This window comes from Mycobacterium sp. THU-M104 (assembly GCF_049197365.1).
Classification (GTDB): Bacteria; Actinomycetota; Actinomycetes; order Mycobacteriales; family Mycobacteriaceae; genus Mycobacterium.
This window is the reverse complement of record NZ_JBMIOP010000290.1, coordinates 1-20,618: the sequence shown is the minus strand read 5'-3', so window position 1 is coordinate 20,618 and position 20,618 is coordinate 1. Positions and strand designations below refer to the sequence as shown.

Below are 20,618 nucleotides of genomic sequence, written 5' to 3'. Positions count from 1 at the left end.
GCCGCAGCATGCGCTGCGACCACCGCCGAGCCGATCTCGGACAATTCCGTTGCCGCCGAAGTCAGGAATTCTGGGGCTACCGCCAGATACGACATCGCCACTTCTAATCGGGTCGTTGCCGCCAGCCCATTACTGAGCCGCCACCACTGTAGTGAGATTGTCGGCACATCTGGGTGAATCGGATGAACGTGTCCAGTGCCGCTAAGTGGTCTCGTTCGTAAGTTCGTCGGGGGCTATTGCCAGACGCCGTTGGTGCCGAGGCTGCGCTGGCGGCGTCGAGACTGCGTTCAGCGCTACCTTTTTCGCCTCGACGTCGCCGCCACCGCAGTCTCGGCACCTCAGCGAGCGGGCCCGACGAATTATACGGGCACGACCACTAAGGCGCGGGACGGCGGCTGCGAAAGGGGCAAAGTCCTGGGTATCGACAGAAACGTATCGCCGCCTCCGATCGCACTCATGCCCTTGTGCAGCATGTCCTGCTGTAGCCAGATCCTTCTGTAGCCAGATCCAATTTCACGCCGATGACCAGTTGACTGTGGTCGCGTCATCGGTGACGTGCGGCTGATGCGGCCGCGGCGCGACTCCGGCTTGACCTTCGGTAAGGCAATCCTTACTTTAGGGATAACTTACCGAATCGGAGCGTGGTGTCTTGGCAGAGGTCGGCGCGGCGGAGAAGTACCGCTGATGGCGCGCGGGTTCCAGGGTGTGGTGTTGCGGGTCCTCGGCGCGCGCGACCACACGGCAACGGTGACCGAGACCGTGCGGATCGCGCCGCATTGCGTCCGGATACGCATGGTGTCCTCGACGCTGTTCGACGACGCGGCGCCCGAACCCGCGGCATGGCTGCGTTTCTGGTTTCCGGACCCGGATGGGTCCGGCACCGAATTCCAGCGCGCCTACACGATCTCCGAGGCGGACGTGGCCGGCGGTCGCTTCGCGATCGACGTCGTGCTGCACGACCCGCCTGGTCCGGCTTCGTCGTGGGCACGCACGGTCGACCCGGGCGCGACGATCGCGGTCATGTCGCTGATGGGTTCGTCGCGTTTCCAAGCACCGGGGGAGCAGCCGGCCGGCTATCTGTTGATCGGCGACTCGGCGTCGATTCCGGGCATCAACGGGATCATCGAGACGGTACCCGGCGACGTCCCGATCGAGGCTTACCTTGAGCAACACGACGATGACGACCCGCTGATCCCGCTGGCGCGGCATCCCCGCTCACGGGTGCATTGGGTTACGCGCCGCGACGCGAAGTCGCTGGCAGAGGCGATCGAGACGCGTGACTGGACGGGTTGGTACGCGTGGGCGACGCCGGAAGCCACGACACTCAAACACGTGCGCCACCGGCTGCGCGAGGAGTTCGGCTTGCACAAGTCCGAGATCCACGCCCAGGCCTACTGGAGCGCCGGACACGCGATGGGCATCCGGCGCGGTGAAGGGCCGGACGCGCTGGCCGGTAGTAATCCGGAAAATGCAGTGACGCAACAGGAGTCGTCGGCGCCGACACCGGACCAAGCGCCTGCGCCGGCATCCACCGACAAGTGGCGCACTCAAGCCGTCGACCGGTTGCTCGCGCCGCTGCGGCGGCGATGACCATGGCCGGACAGGTCGGGTCACCGCAACGCGTGCCGAATGTCTTACAGTTTGTCGGTCCGACAACGACCGGTTTCACGGAAGCATGCCCATGAGTGCGGTGGTGTCGATCCCGCGGTATCCCGGCGACGTGACACCCGAATGGCTGTCCGCCGCGCTCAGCGAGCGCCGCGGCCCCGTTGAGGTCGCCGACCTCGAGGTGGCGGCCATCGGCACCGGGCAGACCGGAGCCACGTACCGGCTCAGGGCCCGGTATGCGACGGATCCCGGTGGCCTGCCCGACACGTTCGTCATCAAGTTGCCCGCCCAGGACGACATCGTGCGCGGCCGGGTCGTCGTCGGCTACCGCAGTGAGTGCGCGTTCTATACCGGGGTGGCCGACCGGGTTCGGATTCCGACCCCACAGTCGTTCTATTGCGAGATCATCGAAGACGCGTGGATTACGCGCTGGTGCTGGCCGACGAGGCGCCCGCGGTGCAAGGCGATCAGCTCGCCGGCTGCGGCGAGCGGGAGGCGCGGCTGGCCGTGACGGCGCTGGCCGGCCTACACGGGCCCAGCTGGTGCGACCCGGTGTGGCTGGACTTTCCGGGCATCGCCTTCGCGCGGCCCGACGAAGCGGGCGCGAACGGGCTGGGCGACGTGGCGAAGATGAGCCTCGACATCACCCTGGCGAAACTCGGTGACCAGATGAGCCCCGAGGACTGTGAGACCTTCACCGCGACAATGGGTCTGGTGACACCGTGGCTGCTCGCCGAATACGACCGGTACGCATTGCTGCACGGTGACTACCGGCTGGACAACATGCTGTTCGATCCCGTCCGCGGCCGGGTGAGCGTGGTGGACTGGCAGACGTTGGGGGTGGGACTACCCGCCCGGGACCTCGCCTACTTCACGGCCACCAGCCTGGATTCGCATCTGCGCTCGGCGATCGAGAACGACCTCGTCGACGAATACCACCGAGCGCTGCTGACGCACGGTGTCAGGGGCTACGATCGCGAAACATGCTGGCGTGACTACAGGCTCGGCGTGCTGCAAGCCCTGCTGATCTCGGCGCTGGGGTTTGCCTTCGCCGCCGCCACCGATCGTGGCGACGACATGGTGCTGACGATGCTCACCCGCGGCTGCCAGGCCGTGCGCGACCTGGGAACGCTGGACCTGATCGGCGCAACGTTCAGAACTCGTCGGAGAAGTCGGCGCTGAGCCAGCGGTCGGGTCGGATGGTGAACAAGACCTCCTCGACACCCTCCATGCTGCGCACGAATGCGCGGCCACCCTCTTCGCCGAGGTAGCGGATGGCGACGGCTTCCTGAAGGTCCGCCGGGGCGGGTTTTGTGGTGTCCACGACCGTGCCCTCCACCACCACGTATTGATACGGCAGCTCCTCGCGCTGGACCACCAGCGTCACCCCACCGGCCCGCTCGATGAGCCGGGCCTTGCGGCTCGACGCCCCGGTGATGATCCGGACGTTGCCGCCGGGGCGGTAGTCGTACCAGATCGGGACGCTGGCCGGTGGGCGGCCGTCGGAGGCATCGACGGAGAGCACGGCGACGTGCGTTCCGGCAAGGAATTCCTGGCGTTCGGTGTCGCTGAAGCTTTTCATGCCGACTGCAAGCGCCCATCTGCGGCGGCTATTCCCGGCCGTGGCCCACGCCGGCGACGAAGGCGAGTTTGCCCGCGGTTCGCCCGCTCACCGCTGCGCCGCCCTGACCAGGTTGGAGCCGATGATCAGGCGCTGAATCTCGCTGGTGCCCTCGTAGAGTCGCAGCAGTCGCACGTCGCGGTAGATGCGCTCCACGGGCACCCCACGCATGTAGCCGCTGCCACCGTGGATCTGCACCGCGAGATCCGCGACCTTGCCGGCCGTCTCGGTGCAGAAGAGTTTGGCCGCCGACGGCGCGACCCGGCGGTCCTCGCCGGTGACCCACAGCCGCGCCGCCTCACGGGCCAGGGCACGCCCGGCCAGCACCCCGGCCTGCTGGTCGGCGAGCATCGCCTGCACCAACTGGAAGCTCCCGATCGGCGCCCCGCCCTGGGTCGCGGTGGCGGCGTAGGACACCGACTCGTCGAGCGCGCGCTGGGCTGCGCCCATGGCCAGCGCGGCGATGTGGACCCGGCCGCGCGCCAGGGAGGTCATCGCCGCGCGATAGCCGATGTCCTCGCTGCCGCCGATCAGCGCATCGGGCCCGACCCGGACGTCGGCGAATCCGACCTCGGCGGTCCACGCCCCCTCCTGTCCCATCTTGGCGTCCTTGGCGCCCACCTCGACTCCCGCGGCGTCCGCGGGGACCAGGAACACCGCGATCCCGGGGCCCTGATCGTCGGCCGGCCGGGTGCGCGCGAACACCACGAACAGCTCGGCGACCGGCGCGTTGGTGATGTAGCACTTCCGCCCGGAGAGGACCCAATCGCTTTCTTCACGAACGGCTTTGGTCTTCAGGCCGGCGGGATTGGATCCCGCTCCTGGCTCGGTCAGTGCGAAGGAGGCGACGACGTCGCCGGAGGCCATCGGCTCGAGCCAACGCTGCTTCTGCCCGTCGGTGCCGAAGCCGACGAGCACCTGTCCGGCGATGCCGTTGTTCGTGCCGAACATCGAGCGCAGGGCCAGCGAGGTGTAGCCCAATTCCATTGCCATTTCGACATCTTGGACCAGATTCAGACCCAGCCCGCCCCACCGCTGGGGAATTGCGTACCCGAACAACCCCATCGTGGCGGCCTGTTTCCGGAGGTCGTCGGGTACCCGATCGTCGGCCAGGATCTCCTGTTCGCGCGGTACCACCGCGGTGCGCACGAACTGGCGGGTCTGGGCGAGGATCTCCCGGAAGTCCTCGTCGGAGACTTCGGGAACTTCGGCGGTTGGCATTCGACAGACGCTCCTCATTCGCGTGGGCAACCCCGGGGGCGGGAGAAATCCTATATGAAATACGATATTCGAAACGGTGTGCCCCGGATCGGGAGCGTGAACAGGTGAGGAAGCGTGATCGGGTGTCGTTGCTGAGCGGTCAAACTGCGGTGATCACAGGTGGTGCGCAGGGTTTGGGCTTCGCCATCGCCCAACGCTTCGTCGCCGAGGGCGCGCGCGTGGTGCTCGGCGACGTGAACCTCGAGACCACCGAGGCCGCCGCGAAACAGCTGGGTGGCGACGACGTGGCGCTGGCGGTCCGGTGCGACGTGACCAAGGCGGCCGATGTCGAGGCACTGATCCAGACCGCGATCGAGCGTTTCGGCGGGCTGGACATCATGGTCAACAACGCCGGGATCACCCGCGACGCCACGATGCGCAAGATGACCGAGGAGCAGTTCGACCAGGTCATCAACGTGCACCTGAAGGGGACCTGGAACGGCATCCGGCTGGCGGCGGCGATCATGCGGGAGAACAAGCGCGGGGCGATCGTGAACATGTCGTCGGTGTCGGGCAAGGTCGGGATGATCGGGCAGACGAACTATTCGGCAGCCAAGGCGGGCATCGTGGGGATGACCAAAGCCGCTGCCAAAGAACTCGCCTATCTCGGAGTCCGCGTCAACGCCATCGCTCCCGGGTTGATCCGCTCGGCGATGACCGAAGCCATGCCGCAACGCATTTGGGACGAGAAGGTCGCCGAGATCCCGATGGGCCGCGCAGGCGAGCCCAGCGAGGTGGCCGGCGTCGCGCTGTTCCTGGCCTCCGACCTGTCGTCGTACATGACCGGCACCGTGATGGAAGTGACCGGCGGACGCCACATATGAGTAGACGCCACATATGAGTAGACGCCACATATGAGTAGAGGTACCGAACATGCGTGAGACCGTGATCTGCGAGCCCGTGCGGACGCCGATCGGCCGCTACGGCGGCATGCTCAAGTCCTGCAGCGCCGTCGACCTCGGTGTCGCCGCGCTCAAGGGGCTACTCGAGCGGACCGGGCTCGCGCCCGACGCGGTTCAGGACGTGGTCCTGGGGCACTGCTATCCGACCAGCGAGGCGCCGGCGATCGGGCGGGTGGTGGCGCTGGATTCCGGTCTGCCGGTGACGGTGCCCGGCATGCAGGTGGACCGGCGCTGCGGGTCAAGCCTGCAGGCGGTGATCCAGGCGTGCCTGCAGGTGGGCAGCGGCGACCACGACCTTGTCGTCGCCGGCGGCTGCGAGTCCATGAGCAACGTCGCCTTCTACTCCACCGACATGCGCTGGGGCGGGGCCCGCGGCGGTGTGCGGGTGCACGACGGTCTGGCGCGGGGCCGCACCACCGCCGGTGGCCGCCACTACCCGGTCCCCGGCGGGATGCTCGAGACCGCGGAGAATCTGCGCCGCCACTACGGCATCTCGCGCCGGGAGCAGGACGAGCTCGCGGTGCGTTCGCACCAGCGGGCGGTGGCCGCGCAGAAGGACGGCATCTTCGCCGAGGAGATCATTCCGGTGGCGTTGCGCACCCGGCAGGGCGAGGAACTCGTCGACACCGATGAGCATCCCCGCGCCGACACCTCGGTCGAGTCGCTGGGTAAGATCAAACCCGTTCTGCTGGGCGAAGACCCGGACGCCACCGTCACGGCCGGCAACTCCAGCGGCCAGAACGACGCGGCATCGATGTGCCTGGTGACCACCCGGGAGAAGGCCGACGAATACGGCCTGACGCCGTTGGTGCGCCTGGTCTCCTGGGGGTCTGCTGGGGTGGCGCCCGACGTCATGGGCATCGGTCCGGTGCCCGCGACCGAGGTCGCGCTCGCCAAGGCGGGCCTGAAACTCGGCGACATCGACCTCATCGAGCTCAACGAAGCCTTCGCCGCCCAAGCCCTTGCGGTCATGCGGGAATGGCACTTCGGCGCCGCCGACCAGGACCGCACCAACGTGCACGGATCCGGGATCTCGCTCGGCCATCCCGTCGGTGCGACCGGCGCCCGGATGCTGGCCACGCTGGCGCGTGAACTCGGTCGCCGGGAGGGCCGCTACGGGCTGGAGACCATGTGCATCGGCGGCGGCCAGGGACTGGCCGCGGTCTTCGAACGGGTCGCGCCGAAGTGACCGAGTTGCCCTTGGACGGGCTCACCGTGGTGGAGGTGTCCAGCTTCGTGGCCGCGCCACTGTGCGGTATGACGCTGGGGCAGCTTGGGGCGCAGGTGATCAGGGTCGACCCCATCGGCGGTGCCTCGGACTTCCGGCGCCGGCCACTGGCGGCGGACGGGACGTCGATCTACTGGACGGGACTGAACAAGGGCAAGCGGTCGGCCACCATCGACATGCGCTCGGCGGAGGGCCAGGAGCTGGTCCAGCGCCTGATCGTCGAGGGGGACGGCATCGTCGTCACCAATGCGGCCGGCCTGACATGGCTCGGTCACGGTCCGCTGGCCGCCAAGCGCCCCGACGTCATCCACGTTCAGCTGCTCGGTCGCGGGGACGGCTCCACCGCGGTGGATTACACCGTCAACGCGGGCGTCGGGTACCCGCTGGTCACCGGCCCGGCCGACCACGCCGGCCCGATCAACCATGTGCTGCCGGCCTGGGACGTGTGCTGCGGGCTGTACGCGGCACTGGCCGTGGTCACCGCGGTCCGGCGCCGCGAGCAGTGCGGGGCGGGCGCGCGGATCAGCCTGGCGCTGGAGGACGTCGCGTTGGCCACCGCGGGCAATCTGGGACTCCTGACCGAGCCGCAGGTCATCGGGACGCAACGCGAGCGGCTCGGCAACGCCATCTACGGCCAGTACGGCCAGGACTTCACCAGCCGCGACGGCGTCCGCTTCATGGTGGTTGCGTTGACGGGAAGGCACTTTCGCGACCTGGTCGCGATGACGGGCACCGGCGAGGCGGTGGCGGCGCTGGCCGGGGCGCTGGGGGCGGACTTCGCCGATGAGGGGGACCGGTACCGCTACCGCGAGGTGCTGTCCGGCCTGTTCGCCGTCTGGTTCGCCGATCACACTGCCGACCGGATTGCTGCCGCGTTGGCGGACACCACCGTGCTCTTCGAGCGCTACCGCACCTTCGCGCAGGTCGCGGCCGGCCCGAAAGTGACTGCCAACCCCCTGTTTTCGCGGCTGGACCAACCGGGCGTCGGGAAGTATTACGCGCCCGGATTGCCAGCCGCTTTCGACGGCACCCACCCCGCCGGCGCGCGCGCCCCCGCGCTCGGCCAGGACACCGCCGACGTCCTGGAGCAGTGCCTGGGGCTGAGTGCAGCCGACATCGAGCGCCTTACGGACGCGAAAGCGATCGCCCGCTGAGCTCGCCGAAAGAAGGACAGCGCATGACCAGACTCGCCCAGACCCTCGGCCTGACCGAATTCCAGAGCGAGATCCTCTCCGCGGTAAGGCAATTCGTCGAAAAAGAGGTCATTCCCCACGCCGCCGAACTCGAACGCGTCGACACCTACCCCCAGGACATCGTCGACCAGATGCGCGAGATGGGCCTGTTCGGTCTGATGATCCCGCAGGAGTACGGCGGGCTGGGGGAGTCGCTGCTGACCTACGCGCTGTGCGTCGAGGAGTTGGCTCGGGGCTGGATGAGCGTGTCGGGGGTGCTCAACACCCACTTCATCGTCGCGTACATGCTGCGCCAGCACGGCACCAACGCCCAAAAGCGGAACCACCTGCCACGCATGGCAACGGGCGAGTCGCGCGGTTCGTTCTCGATGTCCGAGCCGGAGCTCGGCTCGGACGTCGCCGCGATACGCACTCGCGCGCAACGCAACCCGGACGGCGACTACACCATCAACGGCCAGAAGATGTGGCTGACCAACGGGGCCAGCTCGACGCTGATCGCCGTGCTTGTGCGCACCGACGAAGGCGCGGACAAGCCGCACCGCAACCTGACCGCGTTCCTGGTCGAAAAGCCCACCGGGTTCGGTGAAACCGTTCCGGGCCTGGTGATTCCCGGCAAGATCGACAAACTGGGCTACAAGGGCATCGACACCACCGAACTGATCTTCGACGGGTACCGCGCAAGCGCCGGCGACGTCCTCGGGGGGACACCGGGCCAGGGGTTCTTCCAGATGATGGACGGCATCGAGGTCGGCCGGGTCAACGTGTCGGCACGCGCTTGTGGAGTCGGCATCCGCGCCTTCGAGCTCGCCGTGCGCTATGCCCAGCAGCGGCACACCTTCGGCAAGCCGATCGCCGAGCACCAGGCCATCGCTTTCCAGCTCGCCGAGATGGCCACCAAAGTCGAAGCGGCACATCTGATGATGGTCAACGCCGCGCGGCTGAAGGACTCCGGAGAGCGCAACGACGTCGCCGCCGGCATGGCCAAATACCTTGCCAGCGAGTACTGCACCGAGGTCACCCAGCAGAGCTTTCGCATACACGGCGGCTACGGCTATTCCAAGGAGTACGAGATCGAGCGGCTGATGCGCGATGCACCCTTCCTGCTCATCGGCGAGGGGACGAGCGAGATCCAGAAGTCGATCATCAGCAAGCGACTGCTCGCCGACTACCGGGTGTGAGACGGTGACCGTCCCCGATTTCGCCGCGCGGCCGCAGCTTTGCGACGACGTCGCGCGCGTGGTCCGCGGCAGGATCTTCGACGGCACCTACGCGGCCGGCGCCTACATCCGTCTGGACCAGTTGGCCGCGGAATTGGGGATCAGTGTCACCCCGGTGCGCGAAGCACTGTTCGCCCTGCGCGCCGAAGGCTTGGTCGCCCAGCAGCCCCGCCGCGGGTTTGTGGTGTTGCCGGTCACCGGGCGGGACGTCACCGACGTCGCGAACGTGCAGGCGCACGTCGGCGGTGAATTGACCGCCCGGGCTGCGACCGGCATCACCGCGGACCAGCTACGCGAACTCAAGCACATCCAGGCCCAACTGGAGGATGCCTACGCCCGGGACGACCATGAGGGGGCCGTTCGCCTCAACCACGAGTTCCACCGGGCCATCAACGTCGCCGCGGATTCGCCGAAACTCGCCCAACTGATGTCGCTGGTCACCCGCTATGCACCTGAGTCGGTGTTCCCGACGATCGAGGGCTGGCCGGAACAGTCGATGAAAGACCATCGGCGGATCCTGTTTGCGCTCGAGTCGCACGACGGCGATTCGGCGCGGGCTGCGATGGCAGAACACCTTGCCGTCGGGGCGGTTCCGTTGATCGACCACCTGGTTGCGCGAGGGGTGGTTGTCGACGGGGGTTCCGCCGGATCGCCGTGAGGCAACCGGCCGTTGGCGCGCCTGCCCGCGCGGGCCGATACCACACCGGCGGGTCGGCGTCGGCCTTCGGAGTGTGGATCAACACACACTGTGCCGACCCAGGACTCGATGCGCGCGTGGTTCACCTACAGCACGCCGGATGCGGCCAAGAACCATGTGCTGCAGACGAATACCTCCATCGGAGACGTGACAACGCATTCCAGTACCCACTGTCGCTAACGCGGGGGGGATGCCTTTTTTCGTCCGCGCTGGGCCGGTGACTTGGTCGCGTGGCGTTGCCTGGACGGTGACGGCTTGGCGGATTCGGCGCCCTCCTCGATCAGCCGGCCGGCATGGTCGAGGATGCAGTCGAGGCCGTATTCGAAATTGGCTTCGTCGGGCGCCCCGATGCGGTGACCCTGGCTGCTCACCTGCGCGATCAGGGGTGTCGTGGCCGGGTCTATGGCCGCCGCATCCTCGATCGCGTGGGCACCGTTGTCCGCCGACTGGTTCTTTTCGTAGAGTCGATGCAGTACCACCGATCCTCGGACGTGGACCGACACCGCGGAGTAGGTGTCGAACGCATCCTGGGGCGACAGGCCCGCCTCCACGAGGTTGGCGATCGCCCGTTCCACCTCTTGGGCGCCTAAGCGCGCCGCCTTCGGGCTCAAGGCGGCCCGGATCAGAATCAGGTCGCACAGAATCGGGTTGCCCATGAACGTCTTACGCATCAAGCGGGCATGGTTGCGCAGTGTCTCGCGCCAGTCGCTGGCTTCGACGTAGGGGGTGGCGAACACGTACTTGCTCAGGGCACGGTCGGTCATCGCGTTGAGCAGATCGTCTTTTTTGCGGAAGTACCAGTAGATGCTCGTCACACCGACTCCGAGGTGCTTGCCCAGCAGTGGCATGCTCAAATTATCCAGCGAAACCTGTTGTGCCAGTTCAAATGCGCCACTGATGATGTCGTCGGGGTTGATCGACCCGCGCTCACGTCGTCGGCGCTTATCGGCGGTGGCCTGCTTTGCCACTACGGGGTACCTCCATCAGATCTCGCTTGTGCATTGGCGTCTCGCCGTTCGGTTCCGACCGTCAAGCCTACCGGTGGGCGGCTGCGCTTCGTGCCGACTGCTATTCCTCGTTACTGTGATCTCTATCGTAGGCATTGTGGTAGATAACTTCGAGGAGGTGACCGCGGATGAGCGGATCAACGATGCCCGGGCGCACGCCCTGGCGTCAGTGACGGAACGTCCCATAGACGTGGCGTTGGCCGAGGCGACATGTGCTCGCTGCGCGTCGCCACCGCTATCCTCGCACCCGATCGACGCGGATGCACTCGATTCGTCGCGAGCTGATCCGAGTTCGCCCCGTGAGCTCGAGCTGTGCATGATTCACCTCGCGCACTCCCGGCCGGGTATCTGGACCAGGTTTTTGATCAGCGACTCCACCCCTCGCCGGACGACGTCGGCATGTTCGCGCAAGCCAGTGCCCGACAGCCTGCCGTGCCACCTGTGGACTCCTGCACCCGACACGGTGATCTTCGGCTCCGACCGGCCGGTGCTGAGCTTGCGCCGCGCAACTCTGGAAGCCGCCGGGCTGAACCTTCCGGCCGACGTGTTCGAAAACTACCGTGACCACAACGCACAAGAACTCGGCTTCATTGGCCGGGAGGGACGCTGAGTATGGACCGTCACGAACTACGCAGGCTCGACTACAGTCTGGCGTCGGATCACGAAGCGTTGCAAGCCGCCTACCGCGACTTCTTCATGACGCACTGTCCTATCGAAGTCGTTCGCGCCGCACAGGAGACCGGATTCGACGAGAAACTGTGGCAGCGTCTGTGCGCCATGGGGGCAACAACGATGGCGCTGCCGGAATCCGCGGGCGGACCCGACGCATTGGCAGAATATCAACGGGCACTGGATGAGTGGCGCTTGCTTAACGCGTCGGCGCTGGTCGGCCTGGTCGAGGAGGCCCTCACGATCGCGGCGGAGTTCGCCAAGACCCGCTACACGTTGGGCGTGCCGATCTCGACGCTGCAGGGTATCTCGCACCCCTGGCCGACATCGCGATCACCGTGCAGGGTGGACGCAATCTGGCTCGGCGCGCGGCCTGGTTCTTGGACAACGAACCCGACGAACGCCCGGAATTGGCTACCTCGGCCTTGGTGTTCATGGCCGAGGAGGCGGCCAGGGCAGCGACCACGGCCGTGCACGTGCAAGGCGGGCTCGGTGTTTCGGCCGAAGCCGCCGCGACGGCGTATCTCGTGCGTGCCCGCGGCTGGGCGCTGGCCGGTGGAGACCCGGGTGCCGGCACCAAGTATGTCGGCGAACTTGTTGCCGCGCGCGAGAGCGGGATGTAGCACGCGTCCATCGCGGACGAGTAAGAAGGGATACTCGAAGATCGCAACGCCCCACCGCAGCGCGGCGTTGGGTCCACTGCGTCCAGTCTCCTCCCGGGGTCGCACGACGAAGGAGAACCGTTGGCCCGGAGCGGCTTCGACTACATTGGCGCGGGCGCCTTCACGACCGGAATCGGTTCGTTGCCAGCCGCTTCGGGAGCGGTCTCCGTACGCCACTCGGGAATCAAGGTGATCTCGCAGACGGCCTATCAGCTCGATTCCGTGGGGGCCTGCGCATCGGCCGATGCCGTGGTCAGCCATTCACCGCCTGGTCGCGGGCCCATCGGTAGTCCGCCTTGCCCGAGGGACTGCGCTCGATGGCCGCCCGGAAGACGACAGCCTTGGGCAGTTTGTAGCGGGCCAACGACGTCGCGGCGTGCGCCACCAGTTCCCCGGCGTCGGCGTGCGCGCCTTCGGCCAGCGCCACGACGGCAACCACCTCCTGGCCCCAGCGTTCGCTGGGCCGGCTCGAGACCACCACGTCGGCCACTGCGGGATGCGACGCGATCGCGGTTTCGACTTCCTCGGCGAAGATCTTCTCGCCGCCGGAGTTGATCGTCACCGAATCGCGGCCCAGCAGTTCGATGCTGCCATCGGCGCGATGGCGGGCGCGGTCGCCGGGAACCGCGTAACGAGCCCCGTCGATCACCGGGAATGTCCTCGCGGTCTTGGCCGCATCACCTTTGTAGCCGAGTGGAATGTAGCCGCGTTGGACCAGCCACCCGATCCCGTCGTGGCCGGGCGGCAGGATGGCGGACAGATCTTCGGCTGCCACAAAGGTGTTCGGTCCGGCGTTGAAGATGCCCGTCGACACCGCTCCCGGCACCGACATGTGGTGCATCTGCGCCCCGGTCTCCGAGGATCCGACTCCGTCGACGACAACCGCGTTCGGCAGCACGTCGATCAGCCGTTGCTTGACGAACGGGGTCAGCAGGGCGCCGCCGTTGGCGACGACCGCCAGCGACGACACGTCGGCGATCCTCTTTTCGATGGCGGCTGCCAGCGGGCGTGCCATCGCGTCGCCCACCACCGTCACGACCGTCACTTTCTCCCGTTCGATGGTGCGGACGACGTCCTCGGCATCCAAATGGTCTACCACCGAGGGAAATACGATGGACTGACCGGTGCTGATCGCCGTCATCACGCTCCACTGGGCGGCACCGTGCATGAGCGGTGGCAGGACCATCACCGTGGTGCCCGGCCCCGCGGTGGTCCGCGCGACGATCTCCTCGACGGACTGCGCGGGTTCGCCGGTCACGAGGTTGCGCCCGCCGAAGGACGTCATGAAGATGTCGTGCTGGCGCCACAGCACGCCCTTGGGCATTCCGGTGGTGCCGCCGGTGTACAGGACGTACAGGTCGTCGGGCGAGTGCCGCACCGGCGGCAGCTCCGGCGAAACCGAGGCCAGGGCGGCCTCGTAGTCCACGGCTCCGTCCAGTAGGTCGTTACCGGAGTCGTCGGCGATCTGGATCAGCACGCGCAGGCGCGGCAGGCCGGGCAAGATCTCGGCCACCCGTGGTGCGAACGCCGCACGGTAGACCAGCGCGCTCGCCCCCGCATCCGAGAGCAGGTACTGCAACTCGTTCCTGACGTACCGGAAATTGACGTTGAACGGTGCGAGGCGGGCGGCGAACGCGGCGAGCAGCGCCTCGACGTACTCGTTGCCGTTGTAGGCGTAGATGCCGAGTAGGTCCTGGCCGGCCTCGTGCCCGGCCAGTGCGGAACGCTCGGTGTGGCAGCCCAGTCCCCGCGAGTGCAGATAGGCGGCCAGCCGGTTCGACCGCTCGACCACCTGTGCGTAGCTGTACCGCTGGTCGCCCTGAATCAGCAGGTCGCGGTCGGGAATCGCGCCCGCAACCGCCGCTACGACGGCGGGCACGGTGAATTCTGTTGCGCTTTGGGGCATCGTGCCTCTCACGGCTGGCGGGTGAGCAGTCGGACCATCAGCCCGTGGGCTTCGGTGAGCAGCCTACCGTCGGCGGCTGTCGTCGTAGCGGAGATGGAGATCTTCCTGGTGGACGCCCCGCGGTTCTTCGTCTTCCAGCGCTGGCCGGCCAAGGCCCGCGACGGCGAGATCCGCGCGGCCCAGCGCGCGTACCCGATCGGCGCGGCACGGCTCAACGCCTTCTCAGCGCTGTTCGACATGCTCGGCAGGCCGCCGCTGAAATCGGCCTCGCGCGTCGAGCAGACGTGCGAGGCCGTGGAAGGCGGTGCCCGACCATCCTTTCGCCTGCGAGCGTCCGATCATCGGTCACCCTGGTCGAACTGCGCAGGGAGCTGGTCCGCTAGCGGGACACGCTCCTGCATCCGCACCGAGCACGACGTGTACCAGCTGGACGTCATAGGCTGTGCAACCGGGTTCGACGCCATGCCGGACGCACTCAGCCGCATCGACGTCCCGGGGGGACGCGAAGGGATCGACACCATCGTCGGCTGATGGACCGCCGCGGGGTCGTTGTTCTGCGTCCGGTCGGCGGTCCCGTGCTTTCCGGACCTGTTCACGGACGAGAGGCCGAGCAGTCCGAGCGCGACCACGAACTTCGTCATCGCGCTCGAGCAGTACGTGGAGTGGTTCGGAGATTGCACCGCGCACTTGCGCGCCAACATGGCCGGCAAGAGGCGGGTGTAATCCGGTGACACCGGTGGGACTCCCGAATACCGGCGCCGCCGCAGCCGAGGAATTGTCTGCGCTCGGGATCGGCGGTGCGCACGCCGAGCCGAAACACTTGCGGCCGAACTCGACACAGCGACGCTGGATCGCGGGCCTGGCGTAGAAGCGTATGACCTTCGAACACGATCCGGCGCTGCCGGCGGCGCCGGAGGCCGACGGCCTGGGCGGTCCGGCCAGGGTGGTGGTGCACGTGTGCCGACACCGCGACTGCCCGAGGCCGTGGCTCATCTGGGTCGACGGCGCCGGTCAGGGCGGAACCGAAGACCTGTTGCTGACCCACGCCGAGGCTGTCCGGCGCGTCGCGGGCCCAACGTGCGCGAGCATCGGGGTGCTCCACGTCGGCGACGGCAGGATCACCGAGGTCTTCAACTGCGGCGCGCAGATGAGGGCCTTGCCGTACTGCGGCTGGACCTCGAACCAGTCCGGCCGGTCGAACACCACGTCGAGCACCGCGCGCATGTCGTAGACGCGGCGGTTTGTCACGCGAGACGATGTCGAGCAACTCCGGGGTCTGCCGCGGAGCGCAGGCCTCGGACCGGGGCAAGGCCGCGGGGTAGGACCATGCGCTCGGAGGGAAGTAGGACAGGTAGCGGCGGATGTCGTCGATAACGTCCCCGTCGTCCTCGGCGACGTTGTGGATCACCCCGCTCGGCAGGGCGACATCCGGCCCACCCAGGTCCTCTTTCGAAATGTCTTCGCCGGTGGACTCTTTGACCACAGGAGGACCGGCGGTGAAGATCGCGCCCTGCCGGCTCATGATCCGGAAGTCGCACACCGGGGCCACCAGGGCGCCGTGGCCGGCCGAGGGGCCGAGCACCGCGGCGACGGCCGGGACGCGGCCCGAGCACTGAGCCTGGGCGAGCAGGTCGGTCGGGGTGCGCCCGTGATGCCCGCCGGTCGGACGAAAGCCGGCGCCCTCGAGCAGCATCACCAGCGGGACCTAGTCGCGCAGCGCCAGCTCGGCGGTGCGGTAGCGCTTGGAGTTGCCCCCCCGGTCCGATGGTGCCTGCCATGGTGGTGAAGTCCTCGGCGCCCAGCATCACCGGCGAGCCGTCGATCGATCCCGAGCCGACGACGATTCCGTCGACGGCGATCTCGCCCCCGACCAGCGTGCCGAACTCGCGGAAGGTCCCGGGGTCGAGCAGCCGCTCGATCCGAGCGCGCGTCGAGCTTGCCCTTGCTGCGGTGTCTGCCGAGCCGTTCCGGCCCGCCCATGGCCCGAGCGCGCCGGCGGCGACCTTCGAGGTCCTCGAGCGTCGCCGCCCAACCCTGGGGTTTTGTCATCCCTATGTACGACCTCATGTAGCCGCCGTCACGCTGTCAGTCGAGCAGGGTCGCTTGCTCACTTACAACCGGTGAACACGCCCGCGGCGGGCGACTCCGTGCTGCGGCTGTCTTCGTTCACGCTGAATCCCATTCGATGCAGCGACTTTCAGCGGCTTCGACTCGGTTGTTCCGGACGGGGTCGTCGCGCGGTAGGGCCGGGCCCAGCAGGCGCAGGGGCTGCGCCGTGTGTTGTGACGGCGAACTCTCAGACCGGCGTGAACTTGGTGATCAGCCACTTGCCGTTGATCCGGCTCATGTGCACCAGCGCACTGCTGAGCGCCAGCGACGGTTGCGGGTTGTCCTTGATCTCGGTCGTCTGATCGACGAAAACCAGGACGACGGCCGCATACGGCTGGAGCTCCGACACCGCGGCGCCGGTTACGCGGGCCGTGGTTTTCAGCGACTTCTTTTTGGCCGCCGGAGCCACGATCTGCTTGGTGAAATCGTTGTAGTACGACAGGAAGTCCCCGCCCAGATACGACCTGGCGGTGGCGAAATCCTGTTCGAGGGTGTCCGACGAGTAGGACAGCAACGCGGCGGTCCCGTCGGACGCCGTACCGGCGACGGCCCCGGCGACGTCGGGATCGGTCTGCTGGTCCGGCCGGAACTGCTTGAAGTAGAGCCATGTCGCCGCACCGCCCGAGATCACCAGCAGCACCGCGAGGATCACGGAAAAGGCTTTCGAGTTGAGCACGGTGCGCGTCCGGGCCAGTCGCGGTCGTCTGGACGGGGCGGGGGAGTCGATCCCCTCCTCGTCCCCGTCCTCGCCCCCCTCCTCGTCCCCGTCGAACAACTCGCCCCCCTCCTCGTCCCCGTCCTCGCCCCCCTCCTCGTCCCCGTCGAACAACTCGCCTTCGTTCTCCACGAATTCTGTTTCGGTAGAATCGATCTCGTCATCAGCGGAAAAGTCTTCGAGATGGTCGGTCACGGCACGTACTCGACTTTCGACATCTTGTACTGCCCGCTGACGTCGGCCATGGTCACCCTGAGCCGCCACATTCGCGGTGGTTGGTCCTTTCCGGGTGGGGAGTTGGTGACCCGCGAAGTCGCCGACACCATCACCACCGCTGAACCCGCTTCCATGGACTCGACGGCGGCCCCGTTGATGGTTCCCTCGGTCACGGCCTTGGACTGTTCGACCACCGCGATGAAATCTTTGGCGCGATTCTTGAAATCGTCCTGGAATTCGCCGGTGGAGCTGTCGATTACCCGCTGGACTCCATCCCGGGCCTTCGTGTAGTCGAGGGAGATCATGTTGGTCACGCCCTCTCTGGCTCCGGCGACGAACGCGGCCTGACGCTGCTGGTAGCGGACGGTCTCGCGATGGTGGAGCACCGCGTAGGTGCTGAACCAGGCGAAGCCGACGATGAGAAGGACCGCAGCCACTTTGGCAGTTGCGTTCGACGACGGCAACCGGTGCCGCCATCCGTCCAGCCGGGTCGCCGGTCGCGGTGCCGCCTCATCCTGACCTTCGGCGACAGCCTCCCCGTGACCCTGTTCGGCGTCCTCGACGATCTCCTCGTCGTAGTTCTCGTCGAATTCCTCGTCGGCCGTCTCGTCGTACTCGTCGTAGTCGTCGTCGTGGTCGTCGTGGTCGTCGTGGTCGTCGTAGTCGTCGTAGTCGTAATCCGCGTCGGCAGCCGCGGCGGCCGCGTCACCGTAGTCCTCGGCAGCCTCGGCCAGTGTCATCGCCTCGCGCCGCAACCGGGCTGCGCGGGCACGGGCGCGCGCCGCGGCGGCCACGGCCTCGGCTTCTGCTGCTTCGGCTTCGGCCTCTTCCGCCAGGGCCATCGCCTCGGCCCTCGACGTGCCCTCCGACGCGGCCTGCGACGTGGCCTCCGACGCGGCCTCCGACGCGGCAGAAGCCTCGAATGGTTCGTCCGCCTCAGTCATCGCGCCTGCCGCTCGTCACCATCATTATCGACTGAACTCCGGTATCTCTTACTGTATTGTTCATTGCTAACATCGAGTCGCCAGCGAACTCCGACGAGGATCGAATAGCGGATGACCACCGTCCACCCAACATTTCTCCGCTGCATCGTATGCCGCGGCGATCGATTGCCGAGAAAGATCCTGCCGGCATCATGACCGCTGTCGACTCTCCAGAAAAGATACTCTTCACCTCCACAACCCAAGCCTTTCTGCGCAAAGAAGCGCCGCTGAGTCGCGTCCGTGAACTGCACGCCGCGGGGGCGTCCTTCGACGCGTCCTGGTGGCGGCGGGCCGCCGAACTCGGGTGGACGAGCCTGCTCGTTCCCGAGGATCTGGGCGGCGGCAGCGTCTCGGACAGCGGCCTGGCGGATCTGGCCGTGGTCGCCGAGCAACTCGGCAAGACGGTGGCGCTCGGGCCGCTGTATCCGGTCAGCGTCGTGCTGGCCGGTCTCGCCGGGTGCGCCGAGCGCCACGCGCACGCCGCCACGATCGGCTCGCTGATGTCGGGCGAACTGGTCGCGTCGTGGGCGGTTGCCGAGCCGGGCCGGGGGTGGTCGCCACTGCAACCGTCGGTGACGGCCACCAAAGCAGGCTCGGGCTACCGTATCGACGGCACCAAGGACCGTGTCGAGGCCGGCGCCCAGAGCGCCCTGCTGCTGGTGGTGGCGCGGTGTGGTGACGACATCCGCCAATTCCTGGTCCCGACGGGCGCGCCGGGGGTGCGCATCGAGCCGCAACGGTCGGTGGACCTGGTCAAGCACTACGCGCGGGTGCATTTCGACGGCGTCGTCTCGGGGTCCGCGGCCATCGGCTCCGCGGACGAAAGTACCGCGCTGATCGGTCGGCAGAGCCAGATCGCCCAGGTCCTGCAGTGTGCCGAGGTGGTCGGCGTCCTGCAGACGGTGTTCGAGTTCACTGTCGGTTGGGCGCTGGACCGGCACACGTTCGGCCGCCCGCTGGCCTCCTACCAGGTGCTCAAACACAAATTCGCCGACATGAAGCTGTGGCTGGAAGCCTGCCGGGCCACCACGGTCGCGGCGGTCGCCGACATCGACGCTGGTGCACCGGCAGCGGGGCTTTCGGCAAGCGTCGCCAAGTCCTACGTCGGTGAGATGGCCGGCCAGATCATTCAGGCGTGCGTGCAGATGCACGGTGGCATCGGCGTCACCTGGGAACACGACCTGCACCTGTACCTTCGCCGAGTTACGTTGTATCGCTCCATGTTCGGGACGCCCGAGGAACACAATCGGCTGGTGTATGCGTGGCACGCGGGCGCCAAGACGAGCCGCGCCGGCCAATGACGCCGACCGAAACCGTCGCGGAATTCGCGACCCGGGCCAGGGCTTGGTTGGCCGAGAACATGCCTGCGATCGACCCGGATTGCCCGCCGACCGCCCCGCGTGACGACGAGCGGGCCTGGGCCCGGGCGCGCGAGCTGCAAAAGCGGCTCCACGAAGGCGGATTCGCCGGCATCTGCTTCCCCCGCGAGTACGGCGGGCTGGGACTGGACTACGAATACCAGAAGGCCTTCGACTCCGAATCCCTCGGTTACGAGATGCCGTTGATCCTCAACACCCCGACGTTGACCATCTGCTGCGCCACTCTGCTCGACACCGGCAGCGACGCCCAGAAGAGGAAGCACATCGGCGCCGCTTTGCGCGGCGACGAGGTCCTGGTGCAGTTGTTGAGCGAACCCAGCGGCGGGTCGGATCTGGCCGGCGTCATCACCCGCGCCGAACGTCACGGCGACCGCTGGGTGATCAACGGCGCCAAGACATGGAGCACGAGCGCGTTCGCCGCCGACTATGGATTGTGTCTGGCCCGCACCAATTGGGATGTGCCCAAGCATGAAGGCCTGACCATGTTCCTGGTGCCCATTGGCCACCCGGGTATCACGTTGCGGCGCATCACCATGCTGAGCGGTTCCACGGAGTTCTGCGAGGAGTTCCTGGACGGGGTGGACGTCGGCGACGACGCCGTCATGGGCGAGGTCGACGGCGGCTGGGCGGTGGCGTCGCGGCAGTTGTACCACGAGCGCCGGGCGGTGGGACAGGGCTCGGAGTTCGCCAGCGGGCGCGGCAGTGAGGGCGGGAACGCCAATCCCGTCGACTATGTTGACCTGGCGGCCAGGACCGGCCGGGCCGACGACGAGTACGTGCACGAAATGGCCGGCCGAGTGCTGGTCCACCGTGCGGTGGCCGAGCAGTTGATCGGGCACGTGTATCGCAGTGTCCGCGACGGCGGGTTGCCGCCCGCTGCCGGAACGCTGATCAGGCTGTTTCACGCCGAAACCGTGAGCCTGGACGTGGACACGGCGCTGGCGATCGCCGGTGCCGCCGGTGTCGTGGGGGAGCCCGGCCACGGCTTGGAAGCCGGGTTGCGTTACCTGTCCCGGCAGACCGTCGCCATCGGTGGCGGCACAACCGAGATGGCCCGCAACGTCATCGGCGAGCGGGTGCTGGGCTTCCCGCGGGAATACGCCGCGGACCGCGGGGTGCCGTTCGGCGAAGTCCGGCGCGAACGGCCGCGCTAGCTTTCGCGCTGATCGTCAAGTCTGACATTTGGGCATGATCGTATAGCCGAGCTGTGGGCTCGGTTTTTGCGCGCGATGAACAAGGGGATCGT

14 protein-coding genes and 7 pseudogenes are annotated in these 20,618 nt (G+C 67.4%); 14 read left to right on the top strand and 7 right to left on the bottom strand.

The window, feature by feature from the left end; all coding sequences use genetic code 11:
* Positions 1-684 precede the first annotated feature (684 nt).
* Positions 685-1,581: pseudogene (locus ACOJVU_RS20875) on the top strand (siderophore-interacting protein); the annotation flags it as partial.
* 100 nt (positions 1,582-1,681) lie between these two features.
* Positions 1,682-2,790 (top strand): annotated as a pseudogene (locus ACOJVU_RS20870) (phosphotransferase family protein).
* Here ACOJVU_RS20870 and ACOJVU_RS20865 read toward each other — a convergent pair.
* Positions 2,762-3,190 carry a pyridoxamine 5'-phosphate oxidase family protein gene (locus ACOJVU_RS20865; RefSeq protein ID WP_421531527.1) on the bottom strand — a complete coding sequence of 143 codons (429 nt, stop codon included), beginning with the start codon at positions 3,188-3,190 and terminating at the stop codon, positions 2,762-2,764. The pseudogene ACOJVU_RS20870 and the gene ACOJVU_RS20865 sit on opposite strands and share 29 nt — an antisense overlap.
* Before the next feature lie 87 nt (positions 3,191-3,277).
* Complete coding sequence (locus ACOJVU_RS20860; RefSeq protein WP_421531526.1) at positions 3,278-4,450, bottom strand: acyl-CoA dehydrogenase family protein; 1,173 nt, start codon at positions 4,448-4,450, stop codon at positions 3,278-3,280.
* A 122-nt stretch (positions 4,451-4,572) separates the two neighbouring features.
* On the opposite strand from ACOJVU_RS20860, the gene fabG reads away from it, so the two are divergent.
* The 6 genes and pseudogenes from fabG to ACOJVU_RS20830 all read left to right on the top strand — a co-directional run.
* Positions 4,573-5,313, top strand: a complete 741-nt coding sequence (gene fabG, locus ACOJVU_RS20855) for a 3-oxoacyl-ACP reductase FabG (protein ID WP_421531530.1) — start codon at positions 4,573-4,575, stop codon at positions 5,311-5,313.
* Between the two features lie 49 nt (positions 5,314-5,362).
* A complete protein-coding gene (locus tag ACOJVU_RS20850; protein ID WP_421531525.1) occupies positions 5,363-6,580 on the top strand; it encodes an acetyl-CoA C-acetyltransferase in 1,218 nt (405 codons plus the stop codon).
* Positions 6,581-6,648: 68 nt separating this feature from the next.
* Positions 6,649-7,773 carry a CoA transferase gene (locus ACOJVU_RS20845; protein ID WP_421531529.1) on the top strand — a complete coding sequence of 375 codons (1,125 nt, stop codon included), beginning with the start codon at positions 6,649-6,651 and terminating at the stop codon, positions 7,771-7,773.
* Between the two features lie 23 nt (positions 7,774-7,796).
* The gene (locus ACOJVU_RS20840) at positions 7,797-8,990 is read left to right on the top strand and encodes an acyl-CoA dehydrogenase family protein (RefSeq protein WP_421531524.1); all 1,194 of its coding nucleotides are present in this window, start codon (positions 7,797-7,799) and stop codon (positions 8,988-8,990) included.
* Positions 8,991-8,994: 4 nt separating this feature from the next.
* A complete protein-coding gene (locus tag ACOJVU_RS20835) occupies positions 8,995-9,687 on the top strand; it encodes a GntR family transcriptional regulator (RefSeq protein ID WP_421531523.1) in 693 nt (230 codons plus the stop codon).
* Between the two features lie 32 nt (positions 9,688-9,719).
* A pseudogene (locus tag ACOJVU_RS20830) lies at positions 9,720-9,906 on the top strand (hypothetical protein); the annotation flags it as partial.
* Here ACOJVU_RS20830 and ACOJVU_RS20825 read toward each other — a convergent pair.
* A complete protein-coding gene (locus ACOJVU_RS20825) occupies positions 9,903-10,694 on the bottom strand; it encodes a TetR/AcrR family transcriptional regulator (protein ID WP_421531522.1) in 792 nt (263 codons plus the stop codon). The pseudogene ACOJVU_RS20830 and the gene ACOJVU_RS20825 overlap by 4 nt on opposite strands.
* 454 nt (positions 10,695-11,148) lie before the next feature.
* Here ACOJVU_RS20825 and ACOJVU_RS20820 point away from each other — a divergent pair, with 454 nt between their 5' ends.
* Positions 11,149-11,343, top strand: a complete 195-nt coding sequence (locus ACOJVU_RS20820) for a hypothetical protein (protein ID WP_421531521.1) — start codon at positions 11,149-11,151, stop codon at positions 11,341-11,343.
* A 2-nt stretch (positions 11,344-11,345) separates the two neighbouring features.
* Positions 11,346-12,025 (top strand): annotated as a pseudogene (locus ACOJVU_RS20815) (acyl-CoA dehydrogenase family protein).
* 292 nt (positions 12,026-12,317) lie between these two features.
* Here the strand turns inward: ACOJVU_RS20815 and ACOJVU_RS20810 are convergent.
* Positions 12,318-13,970 (bottom strand): acyl-CoA synthetase, encoded by a 1,653-nt coding sequence (locus ACOJVU_RS20810; RefSeq protein ID WP_421531520.1) that lies wholly within the window; start codon positions 13,968-13,970, stop codon positions 12,318-12,320.
* A gap of 150 nt (positions 13,971-14,120) precedes the next feature.
* Between ACOJVU_RS20810 and ACOJVU_RS20805 the strand changes: the two are divergent.
* A pseudogene (locus tag ACOJVU_RS20805) lies at positions 14,121-14,669 on the top strand (cyclohexanone monooxygenase); the annotation flags it as partial.
* A gap of 58 nt (positions 14,670-14,727) precedes the next feature.
* Positions 14,728-15,042 (top strand): annotated as a pseudogene (locus tag ACOJVU_RS20800) (alpha/beta hydrolase); the annotation flags it as partial.
* Positions 15,043-15,110: 68 nt separating this feature from the next.
* On the opposite strand, the pseudogene ACOJVU_RS20795 reads toward ACOJVU_RS20800, so the two are convergent.
* The 3 genes and pseudogenes from ACOJVU_RS20795 to ACOJVU_RS20785 all read right to left on the bottom strand — a co-directional run.
* Positions 15,111-16,019: pseudogene (locus ACOJVU_RS20795) on the bottom strand (carboxyl transferase domain-containing protein); the annotation flags it as partial.
* A gap of 247 nt (positions 16,020-16,266) precedes the next feature.
* The gene (locus ACOJVU_RS20790) at positions 16,267-16,989 is read right to left on the bottom strand and encodes a hypothetical protein (RefSeq protein ID WP_421531519.1); all 723 of its coding nucleotides are present in this window, start codon (positions 16,987-16,989) and stop codon (positions 16,267-16,269) included.
* Positions 16,986-17,852, bottom strand: coding sequence for a hypothetical protein (locus ACOJVU_RS20785; protein WP_421531528.1), 867 nt, complete (start codon positions 17,850-17,852; stop codon positions 16,986-16,988). The genes ACOJVU_RS20790 and ACOJVU_RS20785 overlap by 4 nt, the downstream gene beginning before the upstream one ends.
* Positions 17,853-18,145: 293 nt before the next feature.
* On the opposite strand from ACOJVU_RS20785, the gene ACOJVU_RS20780 reads away from it, so the two are divergent.
* Together ACOJVU_RS20780 and ACOJVU_RS20775 are read left to right on the top strand one after the other, a co-directional pair.
* Entirely contained in the window at positions 18,146-19,294 is a 1,149-nt protein-coding gene (locus ACOJVU_RS20780; RefSeq protein ID WP_421531518.1) for an acyl-CoA dehydrogenase family protein, read from the top strand.
* Positions 19,291-20,526 carry an acyl-CoA dehydrogenase family protein gene (locus ACOJVU_RS20775; protein WP_421531517.1) on the top strand — a complete coding sequence of 412 codons (1,236 nt, stop codon included), beginning with the start codon at positions 19,291-19,293 and terminating at the stop codon, positions 20,524-20,526. The genes ACOJVU_RS20780 and ACOJVU_RS20775 overlap by 4 nt, the downstream gene beginning before the upstream one ends.
* Positions 20,527-20,618: the final 92 nt, after the last annotated feature.

Coding starts and splice junctions, on each gene's coding strand:
- ACOJVU_RS20865 (WP_421531527.1), bottom strand. CDS start 3,190: ATGAAAAGCTTCAGCGACACCGAACGCCAGGAATTCCTTGCCGGAACG.
- ACOJVU_RS20860 (WP_421531526.1), bottom strand. CDS start 4,450: ATGCCAACCGCCGAAGTTCCCGAAGTCTCCGACGAGGACTTCCGGGAG.
- ACOJVU_RS20850 (WP_421531525.1), top strand. CDS start 5,363: ATGCGTGAGACCGTGATCTGCGAGCCCGTGCGGACGCCGATCGGCCGC.
- ACOJVU_RS20845 (WP_421531529.1), top strand. CDS start 6,649: ATGACGCTGGGGCAGCTTGGGGCGCAGGTGATCAGGGTCGACCCCATC.
- ACOJVU_RS20840 (WP_421531524.1), top strand. CDS start 7,797: ATGACCAGACTCGCCCAGACCCTCGGCCTGACCGAATTCCAGAGCGAG.
- ACOJVU_RS20810 (WP_421531520.1), bottom strand. CDS start 13,970: ATGCCCCAAAGCGCAACAGAATTCACCGTGCCCGCCGTCGTAGCGGCG.
- ACOJVU_RS20785 (WP_421531528.1), bottom strand. CDS start 17,852: ATGGCCCTGGCGGAAGAGGCCGAAGCCGAAGCAGCAGAAGCCGAGGCC.
- ACOJVU_RS20780 (WP_421531518.1), top strand. CDS start 18,146: ATGACCGCTGTCGACTCTCCAGAAAAGATACTCTTCACCTCCACAACC.
- ACOJVU_RS20775 (WP_421531517.1), top strand. CDS start 19,291: ATGACGCCGACCGAAACCGTCGCGGAATTCGCGACCCGGGCCAGGGCT.